The organism is Streptomyces sp. NPDC020965 (assembly GCF_044333555.1).
In the GTDB taxonomy this organism is placed as follows: Bacteria; Actinomycetota; Actinomycetes; order Streptomycetales; family Streptomycetaceae; genus Streptomyces.
Genome location: NZ_JBIRRE010000003.1, coordinates 340,341 through 359,708 on the forward strand (window position 1 = coordinate 340,341; position 19,368 = coordinate 359,708).

Annotated in this window: 13 protein-coding genes and 1 pseudogene; 9 read left to right on the top strand and 5 right to left on the bottom strand. The window is 71.9% G+C overall.

Translation table 11 applies throughout. The features are described from left to right. The first annotated feature begins 132 nt into the window (after window positions 1-132). Genes ACH4S7_RS12000 through ACH4S7_RS12010 form a run of 3 tightly spaced genes read left to right on the top strand, consistent with a single transcriptional unit; the run spans window position 133 to window position 2,458 of the window. Entirely contained in the window at window positions 133-309 is a 177-nt protein-coding gene (locus ACH4S7_RS12000; protein ID WP_398521013.1) for a hypothetical protein, read from the top strand. Beyond that, complete coding sequence (gene tgmB / locus ACH4S7_RS12005; RefSeq protein WP_398521014.1) at window positions 309-1,280, top strand: ATP-grasp ribosomal peptide maturase; 972 nt, start codon at window positions 309-311, stop codon at window positions 1,278-1,280. Before ACH4S7_RS12000 ends, tgmB begins: the two co-directional genes overlap by 1 nt. Further along, window positions 1,277-2,458, top strand: coding sequence for a methyltransferase domain-containing protein (locus ACH4S7_RS12010; protein WP_398521015.1), 1,182 nt, complete (start codon window positions 1,277-1,279; stop codon window positions 2,456-2,458). Before tgmB ends, ACH4S7_RS12010 begins: the two co-directional genes overlap by 4 nt. A 55-nt stretch (window positions 2,459-2,513) precedes the next feature. Here the strand turns inward: ACH4S7_RS12010 and ACH4S7_RS12015 are convergent, their stop codons facing one another. Next, window positions 2,514-3,713 (bottom strand): ferric reductase-like transmembrane domain-containing protein, encoded by a 1,200-nt coding sequence (locus tag ACH4S7_RS12015; protein WP_398521016.1) that lies wholly within the window; start codon window positions 3,711-3,713, stop codon window positions 2,514-2,516. 219 nt (window positions 3,714-3,932) lie between these two features. Between ACH4S7_RS12015 and ACH4S7_RS12020 the strand changes: the two genes are divergently transcribed. Beyond that, window positions 3,933-4,577 carry a hypothetical protein gene (locus ACH4S7_RS12020; protein ID WP_398521017.1) on the top strand — a complete coding sequence of 215 codons (645 nt, stop codon included), beginning with the start codon at window positions 3,933-3,935 and terminating at the stop codon, window positions 4,575-4,577. Between the two features lie 60 nt (window positions 4,578-4,637). Continuing rightward, a complete protein-coding gene (locus ACH4S7_RS12025; protein WP_398521018.1) occupies window positions 4,638-5,264 on the top strand; it encodes a sigma-70 family RNA polymerase sigma factor in 627 nt (208 codons plus the stop codon). A gap of 148 nt (window positions 5,265-5,412) precedes the next feature. Here ACH4S7_RS12025 and ACH4S7_RS12030 read toward each other — a convergent pair whose 3' ends face one another. The 4 genes and pseudogenes from ACH4S7_RS12030 to ACH4S7_RS12045 form a co-directional block, all read right to left on the bottom strand. Further along, entirely contained in the window at window positions 5,413-6,657 is a 1,245-nt protein-coding gene (locus ACH4S7_RS12030) for an MFS transporter (protein WP_398521360.1), read from the bottom strand. 137 nt (window positions 6,658-6,794) lie between these two features. After that, entirely contained in the window at window positions 6,795-8,039 is a 1,245-nt protein-coding gene (locus ACH4S7_RS12035) for an ATP-grasp domain-containing protein (RefSeq protein WP_398521019.1), read from the bottom strand. Between the two features lie 197 nt (window positions 8,040-8,236). Continuing rightward, window positions 8,237-9,262: pseudogene (locus ACH4S7_RS12040) on the bottom strand (pyridoxal-phosphate dependent enzyme); the annotation flags it as partial. A 210-nt stretch (window positions 9,263-9,472) separates the two neighbouring features. After that, window positions 9,473-10,165 (bottom strand): class I SAM-dependent methyltransferase, encoded by a 693-nt coding sequence (locus ACH4S7_RS12045; protein ID WP_398521361.1) that lies wholly within the window; start codon window positions 10,163-10,165, stop codon window positions 9,473-9,475. A 384-nt stretch (window positions 10,166-10,549) separates the two neighbouring features. Between ACH4S7_RS12045 and ACH4S7_RS12050 the strand changes: the two genes are divergently transcribed. The 4 genes from ACH4S7_RS12050 (at window position 10,550) to fxsT (ending at window position 19,239) form a co-directional block, all read left to right on the top strand. Next, the gene (locus ACH4S7_RS12050) at window positions 10,550-11,809 is read left to right on the top strand and encodes a trypsin-like peptidase domain-containing protein (RefSeq protein ID WP_398521020.1); all 1,260 of its coding nucleotides are present in this window, start codon (window positions 10,550-10,552) and stop codon (window positions 11,807-11,809) included. Then, entirely contained in the window at window positions 11,806-13,317 is a 1,512-nt protein-coding gene (locus tag ACH4S7_RS12055) for a hypothetical protein (protein WP_398521021.1), read from the top strand. Before ACH4S7_RS12050 ends, ACH4S7_RS12055 begins: the two co-directional genes overlap by 4 nt. Next, window positions 13,307-14,551 (top strand): AAA family ATPase, encoded by a 1,245-nt coding sequence (locus ACH4S7_RS12060; RefSeq protein ID WP_398521022.1) that lies wholly within the window; start codon window positions 13,307-13,309, stop codon window positions 14,549-14,551. The genes ACH4S7_RS12055 and ACH4S7_RS12060 overlap by 11 nt, the downstream gene beginning before the upstream one ends. A 62-nt stretch (window positions 14,552-14,613) precedes the next feature. Beyond that, entirely contained in the window at window positions 14,614-19,239 is a 4,626-nt protein-coding gene (gene fxsT / locus ACH4S7_RS12065) for an FxSxx-COOH system tetratricopeptide repeat protein (protein ID WP_398521023.1), read from the top strand. Window positions 19,240-19,368: the final 129 nt, after the last annotated feature.

Below are 19,368 nucleotides of genomic sequence, written 5' to 3' on the forward strand. Positions count from 1 at the left end.
ATTGCCATGACAATCATCCTGACTCATCCCCGAGAAGCGTTTCCAGTCGGTCCGGAAGACGGATTGACTCCGTACAGCACGGCGCGGCCGTCCGGTGCGGCGACGCGGCCGTGGATCCTGAGGTTCGGCCGGGTGCCGGACGTGCACCAGGCGACCGTCGTGCCGGAGAGCGTCTACGACGACGATCAGCAGTGCTCACTCACCCTGGAAGGCACGCTGGCCTCTTGTATGGCGGGTACGCACAAGGCGACCATCCCGGACGGCAGTATCAAGAATCCGCCGCCGCTGGACGAGGGGCCCAAGGACTGATGCCGACTACCGTTCTCGTCATCGCAGCGCGCGACGACACACCGACGGACCGGATCGTCCAGATCCTGGCCGAGCGTGGTGTGGAGGTATTCCGCATGGACACGGCGGACTTTCCAGAGCATTTGGAGATGTCCGCCCGCATCGACCAGGAGCACACCTGGTCGGGGGAGTTACGCACCAGTCGACGTACAGCACCGTTGGCCGATGTGACGGCCGTGTACTGCCGGGCCCCTGGTGCATTTGTGTTCCCCGAGGAGATGAGCCTCCCTGAGCGGCGGTTTGCCGCCGCTCAGGCCCGCGCCGGGCTGGGCGGGGTGGTCAACGCACTCGCCCCGCTCCGCTGGGTCAGTCATCCGGCGACCATGGCACGTGCCGAGTACAAACCCGTGCAGCTCGCCGAAGCGCGGAGAGCCGGACTGCGGATCTCACCGACTCTGATCACCAACCGTGCGGACTCGGTACGTCGGTTCGCGGCGGAGATCCCCGGGCCGATCGTCTGCAAACCTCTCGCCAACCCCGTACTGATCGAGGGCGGGGAGCTGAAGTCCGTGTACACACGCCGGCTGACCGAAGCCGACCTGTCAGATCTCACCGGGATCGGTACTACTGCCCATCTGTTCCAGGCATGGGTGGACAAGGCGTACGAGGTGCGGCTCACCGTCGTCGGAGATCGACAGTTCGCCACCGAGGTGCACGCGGGGAGCGGTGCCGCGTACGAAGACTGGCGCAGCGATTACGGTTCACTCAGCTACGCCGCGACCGAAACCCCGCCTCAGATCGCCGACGCGGTCGACCGATTGCTCGCTGGGCTCGGACTCCGTTTCGCCGCGCTCGACTTCGTCGTGTCCCCAGCGGGCGAGTGGACGTTCCTTGAGGCCAACCCGTGCGGGCAGTGGGACTGGATCGCGCACGCGACCGGCCAGCCGATCGCCGAGGCCATCGCCGACGAACTGCAAGGGGCAGCAGCATGACCAATTCCTTCGCCGATGTACGTCCCCGAATCGCCGCCTTCACTGAGCGGCTCAGGCGGGACGGGGCCATCGCCTCGACTCCATGGGCCGACGCGTTCACCGCCGTTCCCCGGCATGTGTTCGTGCCGTCCTGGTACGAACAGGGGACGGATGATCGGGGTATCTGTGTCTGGACCCTGCGAGACGGGGCCTACCGGGCGCGTTGGCTCGACGCCGCCTACAGCGACACCACGCTGGTGACCGCCCTCGATCCCGCCACCGCCGAGCAGGTGGGCGACCGGACCTGGACCGGGATGGCCACGTCGTCCAGCACCATGCCGAGCGTCATGGCCGGGATGCTCGAAGAGCTGGCCGTCCGTGACGGCCACCGTGTCCTGGAAGTCGGCACCGGGACCGGATACAACGCGGCGCTGCTGTGTGCTCGGCTCGGTGATCACCTGGTCCACTCGGTGGACATCGATCCCGGGCTCGTCCGGGTGGCACGGTCACGACTGGCGGAGATCGGGTACGCACCGCATCTCATCGCCGGTGACGGGCAGGACGGCTGTTCCAGCGGCGAGCGTTTCGACCGGATCATCGCCACCTGCGCCGTCCCGCGTATCCCGTCGGCGTGGATCGAGCAGACCCGGCCGGGCGGAGTGATCCTGGCCGACCTCGGCCTCGGCATCGAGGGCGGTCTCGTGTGCCTCACCCTGGCGGAGGACGGCAGCGCGCAAGGGCCCTTCGCCCGGACCGGGGGGCGCTTCATGCCCGCCCGCACAGGCGCCACCGGCTACCCGGACACCGAGCGCGCCCCCTACGCCCCTGAGGCGGTGACACGGCCCACCCCGGTCGGCGGCGCCGAGATCCGTGGCGAGTACGGCTTCCGGCTGCTGCTCGCCTTCACCCTGCCCGAGGCCGAGTTCGTCTATCACCTGGATGACACCAACGCTGTGTTCATCCAGTTTCAGACGCCCGACGGCTCTTGGGCCCGCACCCCGGTCACCGGCGGGGCCACCGTCACCCATGGTGGCGACCACAGCCTCTGGGAACGGGTCGAGGAAGCCTGGAGCTGGTGGAACAGGCACGGGAGGCCGGAGCACACCCAATACGGCATCACCCGCGAACCGGACGGTCGGACGCACGCGTGGCACGGACCCGACGACCGCCGATGGCCGCTGGATGGGCGTCCGGAGTAGCGCTCGGGCGCGTTGAACTCCCCGACCACCCCGGGAGCGCGTCCCGAACGACGCCCTAATCGTGGTTGTGCGTGGACGAGGTGTCCGCCGGAGGCTCCTGGCGGCCGCCGTCGTGGCCCGTGATCAGGACCGCCACGATCAGGGCCAGCAGGCCCGCCGCGAAGATGCGGCCGGTCAGGCGCAGGCTCCAGCCGGTTTTGGTGCCGGGGTGGGTGCCCAGGGGGCGGAGGCGTTCGGAGCGGCGGGCGGGGCGGAGGAGGCGGATGAGGAGGAGGGCCGCGATGGGGAGTTGAAGCAGCCAGATCGAGGTGCGGAACCAGCCGTCGTACCAGACGTTGGTCCCGTACAGCAGCGTGTGCCAGATGCTCAGGACATAGACGACGATCACGAAGCGGTGCAGGATCCGCCAGGTCTTCGGGCCGATCCGGTGGCGTACGTAGAAGAGCAGGCCGAGCGGGATCGCGAGGTAGAGCGCGGCCTGGCCGACGGGGATGGCGATCTGACCCGTGCCGGAGGTGTAGCCCCCGGGGACGAATGCCTCCAGGAACGCCATGCCGAGCGCCGCGTGCCAGGCGTCCTTGTCGTGGCGGAACAGCTCCACCGCGAAGAACACCGCGTGCGCCGCCATCAGTGCCATCGTGTTGAGGCTGGTGGTCCGGTGGAGTCGTTCGAGCCGGGGGCCGGAGATGGGGAGCCAGGACGGCCGGGTGCCCGAGAGCAGTAGGCCGATCATGACCGTGCCCCACGCCCAGAGCAGCGCGGACCAGCCGAACGCCTGGCTGAGGAAGTAGACCCAGAAGCCGCCCGCGTCGGCCATGAACGGCATCACGGTGACGGTCATCGAGGTCTTCGCCTTGATGCGGGCGTAGAGCAGTACGAAGATCGCGGCGGTGATGACGAGGGCCAGCAGGCCGTCCGCCACGCTCGCCCGCAGGTCCGAGCGGAGGGTGACCCTGGCCGGGCGGTCGGTGGCAGGGGCAGGCGTGGCGGGAGTGGCGGGAGTGGCGGGAGTGGCGGGGGATGACGATGGGGAGGAAGGGGAGGGAGAGGGAGAGGAGGCCGTGGTGGGCGAGGGGATCGTCGGTTCCGGCGCGGTGAGCTCGGTGAGCTCGGTGCGCTGGGGTACGACCCGTTCGGAGGCCCGGCCGGGGGACTCCGGCTCGGGAGCGGCGGCGTGCTCGGTGCGCTCCGGCTCGGGAGCGGGAGGCTCCGTACGCTCCGGTTCGGGAGCGGGTTGCTCCGTGTTCGCCTGCATCGACTCGACTCCGCTCCTCGCTGGGGCCCGCTCGGTCCCTTCGGACGCGCGGGGAGTGTCGCTCAAGGGGTCGTGCGCGAGGGGCGGAAAGTTCCCCGCGTTATCCCGAAGCACGGAAGTGATGTGCATCACTCCGTTTCACTGTCCTGGCAAAGGCCGCCATCACATGATCTGTCCGCATCGGCGGGGCTTCCCCGAAGCCCAGGTGCCCCTGGCAACATGACCAGCATGGGAGCCGGAACCGCACTCCGCCTCGCGCACACAGCGGTGCTCGCCGCCGTGTGCGTCGTGGTGTCCGGGCTCGGGCACGACCTCTCCTCCGGCACCTCCCCCTCTCCCTGGGGGTATGCGCTGGCCCTGCCCCCCGTATGCGCCGCCGCCTGGCGACTGACCCGGGCGGAACGTTCCGCCACTGTCGTCGTGGGCGCGAGCGCGATCGGGCAGGTGATGCTCCACGCCCTGTTCAGCCTCGCCAACCAGCGCTCCACCGGGGGCCATGCGCACGGCCCCGCCCACACCACACGGTCCGACGGACCACCGGCCGAACTGCCGCTGCACGGGGCGTTCGACAGCTCCCTGCTGACCTCCGGCATGGCCGGGGCCCATCTGCTCGCGGGCGCGGTCTGCGGCTGGTGGCTCTGGCGGGGCGGGCGGGCGCTCGTCCAGCTCGGGCGGGCGCTCGAACTCTTCGCCGGCCGGATCGGGGCCCGGCTGCTCCTCGCCCTCGCGGTGCTCGCGGGCGGCTGCCCGGCGCTGCCCGCGGCCCCCGTACCGCCCGGACATCGGACCCCCACCCGGCGTCCGGACTCACTCGCCCTGCTGCGGGCGGTCTCGCGGCGCGGGCCGCCACTCCTGTCGTCCTGAGCTTCTGTCACTTCATGACCCTTTGCGGGCCTTCGCTCGGACGTTTAAGGACGTTTTGTCATGCTTTCAGAGCAACCCCCTCCGGGTATCCCCGACGCCGCCACGGGGGACCGGGACACAGAGATCACCAACTGGGCCCTCGCCGCGGGCCTCGGTGATCGCCGCGCCGCCGAACTCTTCGTCCACGCGACCTATGACGATGTACGGAGATTCGTCGCCCACCTCACCGCCGACGTCCCCGGCGCCGAGGACCTGACCCAGGAGACCTATGAACGCGCCCTCGCCGGACTGAGCCGGTTCGCCGGGCGCTCCTGCGCCCGCTCCTGGCTGCTGGCCATCGCCCGCCGCGTGGTCGTGGACCGCTATCGGCGGGCCGCCGCCCGGCCCCGGATCGCGGACACCACCGACTGGCTGGTCGCGGCGGACCGCGCCCAGTCCCGGTACGCCCGCCAACTGCCCGGTTTCGAGGAGTCCGTGGCCTTCACGGACGCGCTCCGCGCACTCGAACCGGGCAGACGACAGGCGTTCGTCCTGACCCGTTTACTCGGACTCTCCTACGCGGAGGCGGCGGACATGCTCGGCTGCCCGGTGGGGACCATACGGTCCCGGGTCGCCCGCGCCCGGCGTGATCTCGCGGAGGTCTGGATCGACCGGCGACCGCCCGTACCGGAACTCGTCGCGGCGTAGCTGTAGATGCGAATGCGGATGCGGATGTGGATGTGGATGTGGGCATAGGTCAGGTGCAGGCGTAGGCGTGGTGAGCGGTACGGGGTGGGGCGGCGGCGGGCTCGGCCAACTGGTCGAGCCCGCCACGCCCTCGTACCGCTCCAGCGGCCTACGGGGCCGAGCGCCGCCCGCGCCACGCCACCGCGCACCACAGCAGCGCCGGCAGCACCACACTCTGCGCGCCCACCACCAGCCAGAAGACCCCCGTACTGCCCGCGTCTTCGGCGGCCCCGTACAGCGGGCCGCCGAAGAGGGCCGCCGCGAAGGCGCCGAGTCCGGCCGCGAGCCGCTGCCGCCCGAAGACGGTCGCGGCGGGTGCCCCGGAGCGCTCCAGCGCCTCCAGGTCGTTCCGGAGGAACAGCACCGTCTCGGCGAGGCAGAGCGCCACCGCCCCGGCCACGATCCCGGCCCGGCCGCCCGTCGCTACGGCCGCCATCCCGAGCGCCATCGCCCCGAATCCCAACCGCAGTGCCCTGCCGTACGGCAGCCCGGCGATCCGGTCCGCCAGCAACGGCTGGGCGACGACCAGCAGCAGCGCGTACCCCGTGAGGACCACGGCGTAGAAGGCGGTGGAGGTACGGGGGACGGCGAAGAGCGCCACATAGTGCTGGAAGAACATGAAGATGTAGACGGCGAGCAGCGTGTACGCGAAGGGTGGGACCCGTCGTATCGGCTGCGGATCCGTCGCAGTGGGCTGGGTGCCGGGCGCCGCGGGCTCCGACTCGACGGAGAGCGCTACGGGCTCCGGCTCGGCGGAGGGTGTCGCGGGCTCCGGCCTGGCGGAGGGTGTCGCGGGCTCCGGCCTGGCGGAGGGTGTCGCGGGCGCGTCGGCCACCCGGGGCAGCAGCAGATGTCCGGCCCCCACCAGCGCGAAGAGGACCGCGACCGCCGCGAAGAGCGCCGCGGGCGAGCCCATCACCAGCGGGGCGCCGGCCGGGGGCCCGAGGGCGATCCCCGCGTTGAACGCCGAACCGCTCGCCGCCAGCAGCCACGGCCGCCGCTTCGCCGCGCACCCCGCCACCAGATACGCCTTGTTGGCGGGGAGGTAGAGCGCGGCGCCGGTGGAGACCAGGAACAGGGCCACCACCGCGAGTACGGGACGGTCGACGCCGGGTACGAAGCAGGCGAAACCGGCCGTACGGATGGCCAGCGCCACCACCATCGTCGCCCGCAGCCCGATCCGCCGCGCCAGCGCCGCCCCGACGACACCACCGCTGAACTGCACCAGTGAGGCGACGGCCAGCACGATCCCGACGACACCGAGGCCGAGACCCCATCGCTGGTGCAGCAGCACGGACATATAAGGGAGGACCGCGAAGCTGCCGACGGTGATCAGGAAGGACGCGCCGAGCAGGAACCGCTGCGGGAGGGGGAGCGCGTCCCTTGGAGCGGGCGTCGTGGGAGTGGGAGTGGGCGTGGGAGTGGGAGAAGAGGAGGCGGTGGGCGGGGTGCCCGTGGGACGGGGGTGGATCGCCCGCCGCACCGCTCGCCTCACCGGCCCTCGGGCGCCGTCGGCGCCGCCGTCTTCAGCACCGGGCGGACCGTGGTCGCCGCGCTCCACGCCCGGTGTTGCGCCAGTTCGGCCGTGGTCGCCTCCGCCAGCACCATCCCCGTACAGCCGCGCTGGTCCTCCACGTACGGCACCGCGTCGCCCGGCGCCCGTACCGGATACCACTCCACCGCGCCTGGGAACGCGGGCAGGCCGTCGAGTCCTGACCAGTCCAGCAGCACTCCGGGGGTGTCCGCGTAGACCAGGACGAAGGCCACCGCCGGGCCCGGATCCTCCCGGGGGAGGTCCAGCAGGGCGGGACGGAGGCCGAGGGTCGCCTGGGTCATCGCCTCGTACACGTTGGTGCGCAGGGCGCGGCAGAGCGCCTCGGCGACCAGGGCGCCGCCGATCCTGCGGTTGATCTCCACCAGTTCGGGGCCGTGCGCGGTCAGCACGAACTCCACATGGGCGAAGCCCTGGTCGTGGCCCGCGACCGCGAGCACCCGGCCCACCCACTCCTCGACCGCGCGCAGTTCGTCCGGGGGCAGCGCCACCGGGAAGGCGGCGCCCTCCTCCCGTACGGCGGGGGTACGGGAGGTCTGCCGGCTCGACACACCCAGCAGTCGGGTCTCCCCCGGCCAGCTCAGGGTCTCCGCGCTGTAGAGCGGCCCGGCGAGGAAGGGTTCGGCGAACAGCCTGCCGGTCAGGACCGTCCCCGCGGCCTCGGCGAGCGCCGCGTGCAGGGCGTCGCGGTCCCGGACGATCCAGACGGCCCGGGAGGACGTCCCGGCCGAGTCCTTGAGCACGGCCGGCAGTCCGACCCGCTCCAGCACCGCCGCCGCGCTGTCGGGGTGCGGTTCGACGACGGCGGCGGTCCCCCGGCTCAGCCCGGCCGAGTACAGCGCCTCCCGGACCCGGGCCTTGTCCCGCAGCAGCCGTACGGCGGTCGGGTCGGGGCCGGGGAGCCCGAACTCCACGGCGAGGTCGGCGGCCGGGACGGACCAGGTGTCGGTGGTGTTGATCAGCCCGGCCAGATCGGGAATCGCGGTCAGCGCGCGGCGCACGGCGGCGAGATCGGTGGTGTCGACGTCCACGATGTCCAGGGCGCCGGCCGGCAGCGTGGACAACTCGTGCCGGTAGACGCTCCGATCGCCGGTGAGCAGCGTGAGGCGATGGCCGGACGCGGTGGCGGCCTCGGCCATCCGGGTCAGCCCGAAGGAGAGCGCTTCCAGCGCTGCGAGGGTCATGGGGTGCTCCCAGAGATACGGGACTCGTGCTCGTGCGGCGACGGGCCAGGGGGACGGGGCGGGTGGGGGACGGCAGACGGAAGAGATGTCTGAGGTGCCGGGGGATGGGAAACGGGCGGGTGTGGAACGGGAGACGGACCCGATACCTGGGAAACCGGCGAGTGCGGGACGGCAGACGGGCCCGATGTCCGGGACACGGGCGACGGGTCGGGAGCGGTGCCCGGTTCCACCCGTGCGGCGGCCGGCGCCGGGCGGCCCGCCCACTCCATCACCGACCACGGCGGGCGTAGCTCGTCCAGCGACCCGATCCGCTCCGGCCGCAGCGCGCCGGGGTCCTGCGCCTCCGTGTGCCGGGCGAAGACCCGTTCGGTGTACCGGTGTCCGGTGTCCGCTCCGAGCACCAGATAGGTGGTGTCGTCCCGCCGTCTCTCCTCCCAGCGGGCGACCAGGTGCGCGGCGCCGGTGGAGAGCCCGGCGAAGACCGCGTGCCGGCGGAGCAGTTCCACCGTGCCGGCCATGGCGTGCCGGAAGTCCAGCCAGTGCAGGGTGTCGTACAGCTCGTGCCGGACATTGCCGAAGGGGATGGAACTGCCGATCCCGGCGATGATCGCGTCCGGATCGTTGAACCCCTCACTGCCGAAGGTGACGCTGCCGAACGGCTGCACCCCTACCAGCCGCACGGACCGGCCCGTACCGCGCAGCGCCTCCGTCAGCCCTCCGGTGGAGGACCCGGTGCCGACCGAGCCGACGACGGTGAGCGGGCCGGGCGGCAGGGCGGCCCCGGCGAGGGCGGCGAACTCCCGGTACCCCGCGTAGTGCACCCGGTCGTGGTACTGCCGCATCCAGTGGAAGTCGGGCCTGCGCTCCAGCAGTCGCTTCACATGGCGGACCCGGCGCTCCTGGTCGAGCCGGAGGCTGCTGGACGGGGGCATTTGGTCGACGGTCGCCCCGAGCACCTCCAGTTGCGCGCGCATGGTCGCGTCCACGGTGGTCGAGGCGACGATATGGCAGCCGAGGCCGTAGCGGTGGCAGGCCATGGCGAGCGCTAGCGCGTAGATGCCGCTGGAGCTGTCCACCAGGGTCTGGCCCGGCGCGACCCGGCCGCTCTCCAGCAGGGTGCGGACGGCGCCGAGCGCCGCGTACACCTTCATCGTCTCGAAGCGGGCGAGGACGACATTGCCGGAGAGCCGGACGAACGCGGGGTCCTTGAGGGCGTCGGTGATGTGCTCGTGGACCGGTACGGGCCGGGTGACGTCAGGAAGCGGAGCGGGGGAGGCGAGCGGGGAGGGAGAGGAAGGAGAAGGAGAAGGAGAGGGGGAGGGGGAGGGGGAGGGGGAGGGGGAGGCCGGAAGGGACGACGCGGGAGAGGGAGCGGAAAGCCGGTGCATGGCGTACGGGTCCTCCGGTCTTGGGGTGTGCTGTGCGGACCGCGCTCACGCGGCGCGGCCCTGGACGATCAGTCGGCGCGAGTGCTGGTCGTAGGGACCGCCGTCGAAGTCCCCGAAGCACTCGACCCCGGTGAACCCGGCCGCGACGAAGAGTTCGCAGAGTTCGGCCGCGCTGTAGAGGGTGCAGTGGATCGAGGCGGTACGGGCGGTGTCGCCCCGGACATGGGTCCAGTCGGTACGGAGCCGGCGCCAACTGTCGAGCACGGTGTCCCGCTGTACGACGAACGAACCGTCCGGCAGGTCCACGGCCTTCGGGCGGCCGATCCACCCCGCCAGCACCTCCTTGCCCATCACATCGACCAGTAGCCGCCCCCCGGGCGCGAGATTGCGGCGGGCGGTGGTCAGCACCCGCAGGTTGTCGGCCGGATCGGCGAAGTAGCCGAACGAGGTGAAGACATTGAGGATCACGTCGTACGCGCCGGGCTCGGCGTGGTCGAGCATGTCGGCCTGCACGAGCCGGACATCGGCCCCCGCCCGCGCGCAGGCGTCACGGGCCAGCTCCAGCATCGCCGGGCTCAGATCGAGACCGCTGACGGTGTAGCCGCGTGCCGCGAGCGGGACGAGGAACAGCCCCGGTCCGCAGCACAGGTCGAGGACGCGCGTCCCCTTGGGGAAGTCGAGGAGCGCCGAACTCCGTACGAGGGCGTCCATCGCCTCGACGCGCTCCCCGGAGAACATCACCGGCGCGAAGTCCACCCATAGGTCGTCGTCCGCGTACCAGGCGGACGCCCCGTCACCACGCGCGCCACTCCGGTCATCCAGGTCCTCACTCACCGCACCGACCTCCTCGGAAACGTGTACTCCCCCGAGTAGTCGGCCGATGACGCCCCGGAGTTCCCGGGAAACCGATTCCCGCCCCGGGGCCCCCTCTCGATGTATCGGTAATGATCCGAGATGCGCACTGTCGGTGCGCCACGCGCGCGTCCTTCGTACGCTGGATTCATACGCTGGATTCATACGTGGAGACGCGCTCCGTCGCATCCACGCGGGGGAAGGAGCGTGTCAGTGGTGTCGGGGGAATTACAGCCACGGCCGTCGTTATCGGCCGTGGGGAGAGTGCGGGTGCTGACCGCCGGGGGCGGGGTGCTCGGCGCCGGGGTCTATGTGGCGCCGGGTCACGTGCTCACCTGCGCACATGTGGTCGCGGCCGCCCTGGGCGCGGCCGGCGGTCGAACTCCGGCCGCACCGCCGCCCGGAGCGGTGTTCCTGGGCGCGCCGGGGTCACCGGACGCGGCGCCGGTCAAGGCGGTCGTGGTGGACGGTGGCTGGTTCCCCGGGCCGCTGGATGGCGGGAGATCCGTGGATCTGGCCGTCCTGCGGTTCTCCGGTCCGCCTCCGGGCGGGGTGGTGCCCGCGGTCCTCGCGGCCTCCGGTGAACCCGACGGCCGCGAACTGAGCGTGTACGGGCATCCGGTCGCCGCCCCTGCCGGGATCTGGTCCGTCGTACGGGCGGTGGGGTGGGGCGGTCCGCACCACGAGTGGGTCCAACTGGCGGGTACCGGGCCCACGGGCGCGGGCATCGAGCGCGGTTTCAGCGGGGCCGGGGTGTGGGACCCGGTGGCGCGCGGGATCGTCGGGCTGGTGACGGCGGCCTACCGGGAGCGGGGCGCCAAGGTGGCCTGGATGCTTCCGCTGGAGGTCGCGGGCGGGCTCTGGGCGCCGCTCGCCGGACTCCTGGCCGCGGGGCCGACCGACGGGGCCACCGCCCGGACCGCCGGGGCCGGGACGCCCACCCGGGCCGCGACCATCGAAGCCACAGTCGGAGCCGGAGCCGAGCCGCTCACCCGGGCCTCCGAACCCGCAACCATCGAAGCCGCAGCCATCGGCGCCGGAGCCGAGCCGCCCACCAGAGCCGCAGCCACCGCAGTCGGAGCCGAAGCCGTAGCCGAGCCGCCCACCGGAGCCGCAGTCACCGAAGCCGGGGCACCCACCACCCGAACCACCCCGGCCGCACCCACCACCGAAGCACCAACCACCGCAGCCACCCCGGCCGCACCCACCACCGGAGCCGCCGAACCCCCCTCCGACACCGACCAGTTCGCCATCGCCGACGCCCTGCTCCGGATCGCTGCCGTCGAGGACGACAGCGCCGCCACCCTGCGCCGGCTGCTGCCACCCGCCATCCGGCACAACGTACGCACCCACCCGAGGGCAAGGCTTCAGACGTACTACCTCGTCCAGGCGTGCGCCGACCACCGGCAGGGAAGAGAGGCACTCACAGAGGCCCTGCGCCTCGTGGACGACTCGTCGGAGCCCGCCCGCGCGGCCCTCGCGCTGCTCGACCGGGTGTGGCCGCTGGCTACGGGTGGTGATGCCGGGTGACCGAGACCGCTGCCTGGGGGCCGCCGAAAATCGTCCTCGACGCGCTGGACGGGGTGCCCGCCTTCGACGAGAGCGCCACGCTGCGCGAGTGCACGCGCATGGTGGGCCGGCGCCTCGGCACCACGATCGCCCTTCCCGACAGCGCCCGCCGCCGTACATACCTCTCCTCACTCCTCATGGCCGTGCTCGAATACCCGAACGGCCTCCAGATCCTCGGCGCCGTGGTCGAGCTGCTGGAGGGCGACACCCGGCACGCGGACCGGGTCCGCACCGCCATCGCCGTCGCCGAGGTGCCACTCTTCTCGGCCAAGCAGTGGACCCGGCTGATGGCCCTCATCGGCGGCCTCGATGTGCCGGATGTGGCCGATGTGTATCAGGAGGTCACGCGGTACCGCGCGGACCCCCCTCCGGCGCACTGCACGGAGCCCTGGCTCGCCGTCGTACACGCCGCGACCCTCAACGCCCGCCCCGGTGAACCGCTTCCCTGCGTCCTGCTGGTGGAGCGGCTCGCCCGGTACGCCAAGGACCAGCAGCGGCAGGATCTGCTCGACTGGGTCACCGAACACAGCGCCCGCCCGGAGGAGCCGGTGGACCCGCGCCGCGAGAGCGCGGGCGGGGCCGCCGCCGCACCACCACCGCTCCAGATCGTGGACCGGGAGACCGTCTGGGAGCCCGGGGCCTGTCTGCTGATCCGCCTCCGGCCGCTGCCCGACCCCGATCACGATCGCGAACGGCTGCTCTCCTTCTGGCGCCGACTCGGCGGACCCGACCCCTATCCGGTCCGGGGCGGGGACCTCCGGATCGATGTGGACGATCTCCCCCGGCACGTCCAGTCCCTGGTCGAACAGGCCGAGACCGGGTGGGCGTACTTCTGCAAGGAGGAGCTGACCCTGGAGTTCCTGCTGCCGAGGGAACTGCTGCACCTGCCGGTGGAGCGCTGGGCCAAGCGCGGATTCCACGGCGCGAGCGGCACCATCGGCGAGGACCACCCGGTGCTGTTGCGAAGTCTGGAGCGGATGGAGCGCACCGACACCCACGGCCGCTGGCGCCGACGGTGGGACGACTTCATCGAGGGTTGCGCCGGTCCCGTGCACTGGTTTCCGGACGACGGCCGCGCCCGGCTGCTCACCGATCCGCCGCCCGCCGTGGTCGTGCTCAGCGGCCCGCCGCGCCGGTTGGGCGAGGGTGAGGCCGGGGTGGACGAACTGGGCGAGTCACTGCGCGCCGGGGTCCCGATTGTCGTCTGGGACAGGAGGGGCGGAACCGATCCGGTGTTCCGTGACGAGCTGGCCGAGCTGATGGCCCAAAACGGAATTCGGCGACTACCAGATGCAGTCAGATCGTTGCGCATCGACGCGAAGGACGAGGATGCTACTGAAGGAGATTCGTCGACGCTCGGTCGCCACGTGGCGCTGCTCTGGGACGATCCGTACCGCCGCCCCGGCGGTCGGGGAGACATGGCGGAGCCTTCCGCGCAGAGGGGGAGGACAGGACGAGATGCATCCTGACGACAGTGCCCCGCACAGTGGGTCTCCTGACGGTCCGCACATCGCGGAGGCGGGCGCCGAACCACCCGCGCGGGCGAACGGGACGATCGCCGACGGCACCGGCCGGGCCGGTCCCGACCAGTCCCGATGGTGGATCTACCGGGGCACGGGACAGCCGCTGTACGACACCAGTCTGCGCGAGCTGCTGCCGGCACCACCGCCCTGGCGACGGTTCACCGGCGCGCCCGTGATGCCCCCGCCGCCGTGGGACGACGAGGAGATCGAGCGCCGACTCGGCCGCTTCCCCCCGCCGTCCGCCGCATCCGAGCAGATCCGGCGCGAGGCCGACATGGTCAACGCCGCGCTCTATCTGCGCCGCCCCCTGCTGGTGACCGGTCGGCCCGGCACCGGAAAGTCGAGCCTCGCCTACCGCATCAGTCGCGAGCTGCGGCTCGGCCGGGTACTGCGCTGGCACATCACCAGTCGTACGACCCTGCGTTCCGGTCTGTACGAGTACGACGCGATCGGGCGCGTACAGGACTCGGCCGCGTTACGTACGCTGCGGGACTCCCGACTGGACGCCAAGACCACATCGCATCATGAGGAAGCGGCCGGGGAAGCGGCCCGGGAGAGCGCGCTCCCCGGGATCGGGGACTATCTGCAACTGGGCCCGCTGGGCACCGCGCTCCTGCCCCACGAGGCCCCCCGGGTGTTGCTCATCGACGAGCTCGACAAGAGCGACCAGGACCTGGCGAACGATCTGCTCGGCGTCTTCGAGGAGGGCCAGTTCCCGGTCCCGGAGCTGCTCCGGGTCCGCCGTCGCCATCCGAAGGTCACCGTACTGACCGACGATCCCCTGGGCAGCGCGGACATCGTCGGCGGGATCGTCCGGTGCCGGGCCTTCCCGGTCGTGATCATCACATCCAACGGCGAGCGGGAGTTCCCCCCGGCGTTCCTGCGCCGCTGTCTGACCCTGCGGATGCCCGACCCGGACCACTCCCAGTTGGTGGACATGGTCGCCGCGCATCTCACCGAGGACGCGGTGCGCGGCACCCGGGACGGCGACCTCGTCGGACAGTTCGTCCAGCGCAGCCGGGAACGCGGCGGGCTGGCCGTGGATCAATTGCTCAATTCCGTCTTTCTGGCGACCTCGGGACGCTTCCCCGACGGTGACGGCGGCGAGGCGCTCCAGGAGCTGGTGGACGCGCTGTGGCACCGGCTCGACGGAGCGGGGGCGGAAACGAGGGCGGGATGACTGCGTCGGCTGCTGCCACCTCGGCGGTACCACCGTTCCGGCCTCCCCGGCCGGCGCGGGTAGTGGCGTACGGCTCCGAGGGGGAGCCGCCGAGCTGGTCCGAGCTGGCGGACGCGCTCTATCTCGCCGCCGTCCAGGACGCGGCGGTGCCCCCGCGTGATCCGCCGAGACGCTCGCCCGTGCAGCGCCGCGCGGCGGTCGGCACCGGGACCACCACCGGGACCGGCAACACCGCCACCTCCGATACCGCTACGAACACCGGCACCGGAACCGGCACCGGAGCCGGCACCGATCGCGCGCCGTCCACCGGGCCCCGGTCGGACACAGCGGCCGCGCAGGACCGGTCCGCCACCGACACGGACAGCACCGACACCGACAGTACCGACGCCGCCGATGACACCGCCGATGACGTGTGGGAGCGGGAGACCGGCCCCCGGCCACCGCGGCACTCGGCCCTCGGACTGGTCCCGCTCGGCGCGAGCGCCTCCGGCCGCGCCCGACCGAGCGACTCCCTGGCGATCGGCCGCGCCCTGCGCCCGTTACGGCTCTCCCGCCCCTCCCCGTACGAGGTCGAGCTCGACGAGGAGGCGACCGCCGAACAGGCCGCCGTCGACGGACTCTGGACCCCGGTCTGCCGGTCCACCCGGGAACGGCTGCTGGATCTGCTGCTCCTGGTGGACGCCGGACCCCCGATGGCGCTCTGGCGCCGTTCGGCACACCGCGTCCGGGCGCTGATGGAGCAGACGGCCGCCTTCCGCACCGTCCGGCTGGTGCCCTGGCACCCGGACGGCGCCCCCGGGGCCGGCCCGGCCGCCACCGCCCAGGCGGGCGAGCGCCAACTACTGCTGGTGCTCACGGACGGCGCCGACGCCGCCTGGCGCGACGGCCGGGCCGCCACCCGGCTGCACGCCCTCGCCGCCTCGTCGCCCACCGCCGTCCTCAGCCTGCTGCCCCAGCAGCTCTGGGACCTCACCCTGCCCACGGTCGCCAGGACCCGGCTGCGATCCGCCACGCCCGGCGCCGCCAACCGCTCGTACGACGCCCGCTGGACGGACCCGGGCGCCGACGCCCTGGGGCCGCGGCCGGCCTCCGTCGCCCCGCCCGCCCAGGGACGGGACCGGGCCATCGCCGTCCCCGTCGTGGAGCTGCGCGCCGAATCGCTGGGCCGCTGGGCCCGGCTGGTCGCCGGGGGCGAGCGGAGCGAGTGGCACAGCCTCGCCGCCCTGCTGACCGGGCCGGACCGGGATCTCCGTGCCGATCTGGTCGATCCCGAAGCGGAGGACCTCACCGACGCAGCCGCCGCGACGGCCTCGCTCGACGCCGAGGTCCCCCGCCCCACCGCGTCGGCGCGGGCGGCGCGCGCGGCCGACGCGGTCCGCCGCTTCCGCTCCACCGCGTCCCCCACCGCCTATGTCCTGGCGCGACGGCTGGCCGCGGTCCCGCTGAACCTCCCCGTCATGCGCGTACTCCAACAGGCGCTGCCCGGGGCCGAGTTCTGGAACCTGGCCGAGATCGTGCTCCGGGGTCTGGTGCGCCGGACGGACGCCTCGGCCGATGTCGAGGACGCCGCCCGGGTCTCCTTCGACTTCGCGGGGGGCGTACGGGAGGAACTGCTCGCACTCGGCAGCAGGGCCGAGACGGTGGGGGCGCTGCGCCAGGTGCAGCAGCACCTCGGGCCCCGGCTGGAGGCGCTCTGGCACGGCGGGGCGTCCCTGGTCGATCCGGACGGCGCACCCCGGGACCTGCCGCTCACCGAGCAGACGCGCCCGTTCGTGGCGCATCTGTACACCGCGCTGTGCGCACTGTCCGGCCCGTACCTCGCCCGCGCCAACCACCTCGGGCGGCTGCTCCAGCACGACACTCCGCAGCTCATCGCGGCAGCGCCGCGCGAACAGCGCCGGCCGCTCTCGGTGGCGGGTGCCCGACCGACCACGCCATCCATTTCTACCCGTAAGCGTCCAGAACGGTACATATTCAGTGATAGCGTGTCACATTTCACATCTGGTACCAAGGGTGCGGTACCTTACGGCCCTCAGAAACCTCCGTCAGCGGCCAACACCCCGAGTCGCGCGGGATCTTCGAAACCGCCTCGATCCCAGGCTCCCCCTGACTCACCCAGCCCTTCCCTTCCGCCTGCTCGACTCCATGAAGGAGGCACCGCTGTGTCTGCCGGTCTGCCGGTTGCCCCGGCCCCGAGGGGCCCGCACGAGCCGCCCCGAATCTGGGGGAACGTACCGCAGCGGAACCGGAACTTCACCGGGCGGGAAGCACTGCTCGAACAGCTCCAGTCCCGCCTCACCAGCGGAGTCACCGCGGTACTCCCCGAAGCGCTGCACGGCATGGGCGGTGTGGGCAAGTCCCAGATCGCCATCGAGTACGTCTACCGGCACAGCCGGGACTACCAACTGATCTGGTGGATCCCGGCCGAACAGGAGAACCAGATCGTCCAGTCGCTCATCGAGCTGGGCGAACAGATGGGACTCCAGGCCGGCGCCGAGATCAGCGCGGTGCCAGCGGTGCTCAACGCCCTCCGCGTGGGCGAGCCGTACAGCGACTGGCTCCTGGTGTTCGACAACGCGGAGGACCCGAAGGAGGTGCGGAAATACTTCCCCAGTGATGGACCGGGGCGAATTCTGGTGACGTCCCGCAACTCCCAGTGGTCCAGCACGGCAAGCTCACTAGAGGTCAATGTGTTCGCACGCGAGGAGAGCATCGCGCTCCTGCGCCGGCGCAGCCCGCAACTGCCCGACGAGGCCGTGGACCATCTGGCGTCCGCCCTCGGCGACCTGCCACTGGCGGTCGAGCAGGCCGCGGTCTGGCTCGCCGAGACCGGGATGCCCGTACAGCAGTATCTGGAACTGTTCGAGCGGAAATGGGCCGAGCTGCTCCAGTCCGATCCGCCCGCCGACTACGAGATGCCGGTGGCCGCCGCCTGGAACGTCTCGCTGGAACGGCTGCGCGACGACAGCCCGGACGCCCTGCAACTGCTCCAGGTCGCGGCGTTCTTCGCGCCCGAGCCCATCTCCTGGGACCTCTTCTCCGCCGTGCGCGGGGTGTCGGTGCCGCAGGCGCTCCAGGCCACCCTGGACGATCCGGTCAAACTCGGCCGCGCCGTCCGCGAGATCGGCCGGTACGCGCTGGCGCGGATCGACCACCGCGCCAGCACCATCCAGCTCCACCGGCTGGTGCAGCGCGTGCTCGTCGAGCAGATGAACCCGCAGGAGCAGGCGCAGATGCGGCACGCCGCCCATCAACTCCTCTCCAACGCCGACCCGCGCAGCCCCCAGCGCGCCGCCCACTGGACCGGCTATTCGGCGCTGCTGCCGCATCTGGTGGCGTCCAACGCGGTCGAGTGCGAGGAGGGCTGGACCCGGCGCCTGGTCCTCAACGAGGTGTGGTTCCTGCGGCTGCGCGGTGACATCTCCGCCGCGCTCTCGCTGGGCGAGCGGGCCTCGGCGATCTGGCGGGAGAAGCTGGGCGAGGACCACGAGGAGGTCCTCGCCATCGACCAGCAGCTCGCCCAGGCACTGCGCGAGCAGGGCGTCGAGCTGGAACGCGCCCACGCCCTCCAGGCCGATCTGGTCAACCGGTTCGGCCGGGTACTCGGTGAGGAGCACGAGGACACCCTCCAGGCCCAGAGCTATCTGGCCATCCACCACCGCAACCGCGGCGACTTCTACCAGGCCCGTGAGCTGGACCAGCGGGTCTACGAGAACACCATCCGCGAATTCGGCCCCGACGACCCGGCCACCCTGCTCGCAGCGCACAACCTCGCCGTCAGCCTGCGCCTCGCGGGCGACCCGGAGGCGGCGCGCGCCCTGGACCAGGACACCTGGCAGCGCCGGGTCGAGGTCCTCGGCAGCGACCACCTGTACACCCTGACCACCTTCAACGCCTATCTCCTCGACCTCCAGGAGATCGGCAGGTACGAGGAGTCGGCCGAAGGGTACGAACAGCTCTCGGCCACGCTGCGCGACCAGTTCGGCGAGGACCACTGGTTCACCATGCAGGTGACCCGCAACCTCTGTGTGACGCGCCGCAAGAAGGGCGACCACGAGGGCGCCTACGAACTCTCCACCCACGGACTCACCCTGGTCCGCAAGCGGTACGGCGAGACGGGGCGCTACTTCCTCCAGATGGCGCTCAGCCACGCCGTCGACCTGCGCCAGATCGGCAAGCTGCAGGAGTCCCGGGCGCTCAACGCACAGGTGCTGGAACAGCACATCGAGCAGTACGGGCACGAGCATCCGCACACCTACGCCGTCGCCCTCAACCTGGCGGTGGTGCTCCGGCTGCTCGGCGAGCACGAGCCCGCGCTCGAACTCGACCAGAACACGGTCGACGGACTCACCCGCGTCCTGGGCCCCGAGCATCCGCGCACCCTGCTCGCGCGGATGAATCTGGCCAGCGACCACTTCGCCCTCGGCCACCCCGAGGAGGCGCACACGATCGACAAGAAGGTGGCCGAGGAGACCGAGCGGCTGCGGCTCAACCACCCCGCGAACCTGGCGGTGCAGCTCAATCTGAGCCATGACCTCAAGGCGCTCGGGCGGCACGAGGAGAGCCGGCTGCTGTACGAGCGGGCGCTGTCGACCTACCGGGAGATCCTGGGCCCGTCGCACCCGGCGACCCGGGACGCGGAACGCGGTCTGCGGGCCAACGCGGACGTCGACCTGATCTCGCTCTGACCACCAGGTCCTGTCCGCGCGATACGACGGTGCGCCCGACCCCGGGAGGGGCCGGGCGCACCGTCGTATCGGGTCGGGTCGGGCCGGGGCGTGGCAGGTCGGGCCGGTCGTGGCGGGTCGGGCCGGTCG

Bases quoted from the DNA above. Each gene is read 5' to 3' on its own strand.
- tgmB (WP_398521014.1), top strand. From the start codon at position 309: ATGCCGACTACCGTTCTCGTCATCGCAGCGCGCGACGACACACCGACG.
- ACH4S7_RS12025 (WP_398521018.1), top strand. From the start codon at position 4,638: ATGCTTTCAGAGCAACCCCCTCCGGGTATCCCCGACGCCGCCACGGGG.
- ACH4S7_RS12015 (WP_398521016.1), bottom strand. From the start codon at position 3,713: ATGCAGGCGAACACGGAGCAACCCGCTCCCGAACCGGAGCGTACGGAG.
- ACH4S7_RS12020 (WP_398521017.1), top strand. From the start codon at position 3,933: ATGACCAGCATGGGAGCCGGAACCGCACTCCGCCTCGCGCACACAGCG.
- ACH4S7_RS12035 (WP_398521019.1), bottom strand. From the start codon at position 8,039: ATGACCCTCGCAGCGCTGGAAGCGCTCTCCTTCGGGCTGACCCGGATG.
- ACH4S7_RS12045 (WP_398521361.1), bottom strand. From the start codon at position 10,165: ATGTTCTCCGGGGAGCGCGTCGAGGCGATGGACGCCCTCGTACGGAGT.
- ACH4S7_RS12060 (WP_398521022.1), top strand. From the start codon at position 13,307: ATGCATCCTGACGACAGTGCCCCGCACAGTGGGTCTCCTGACGGTCCG.
- ACH4S7_RS12010 (WP_398521015.1), top strand. From the start codon at position 1,277: ATGACCAATTCCTTCGCCGATGTACGTCCCCGAATCGCCGCCTTCACT.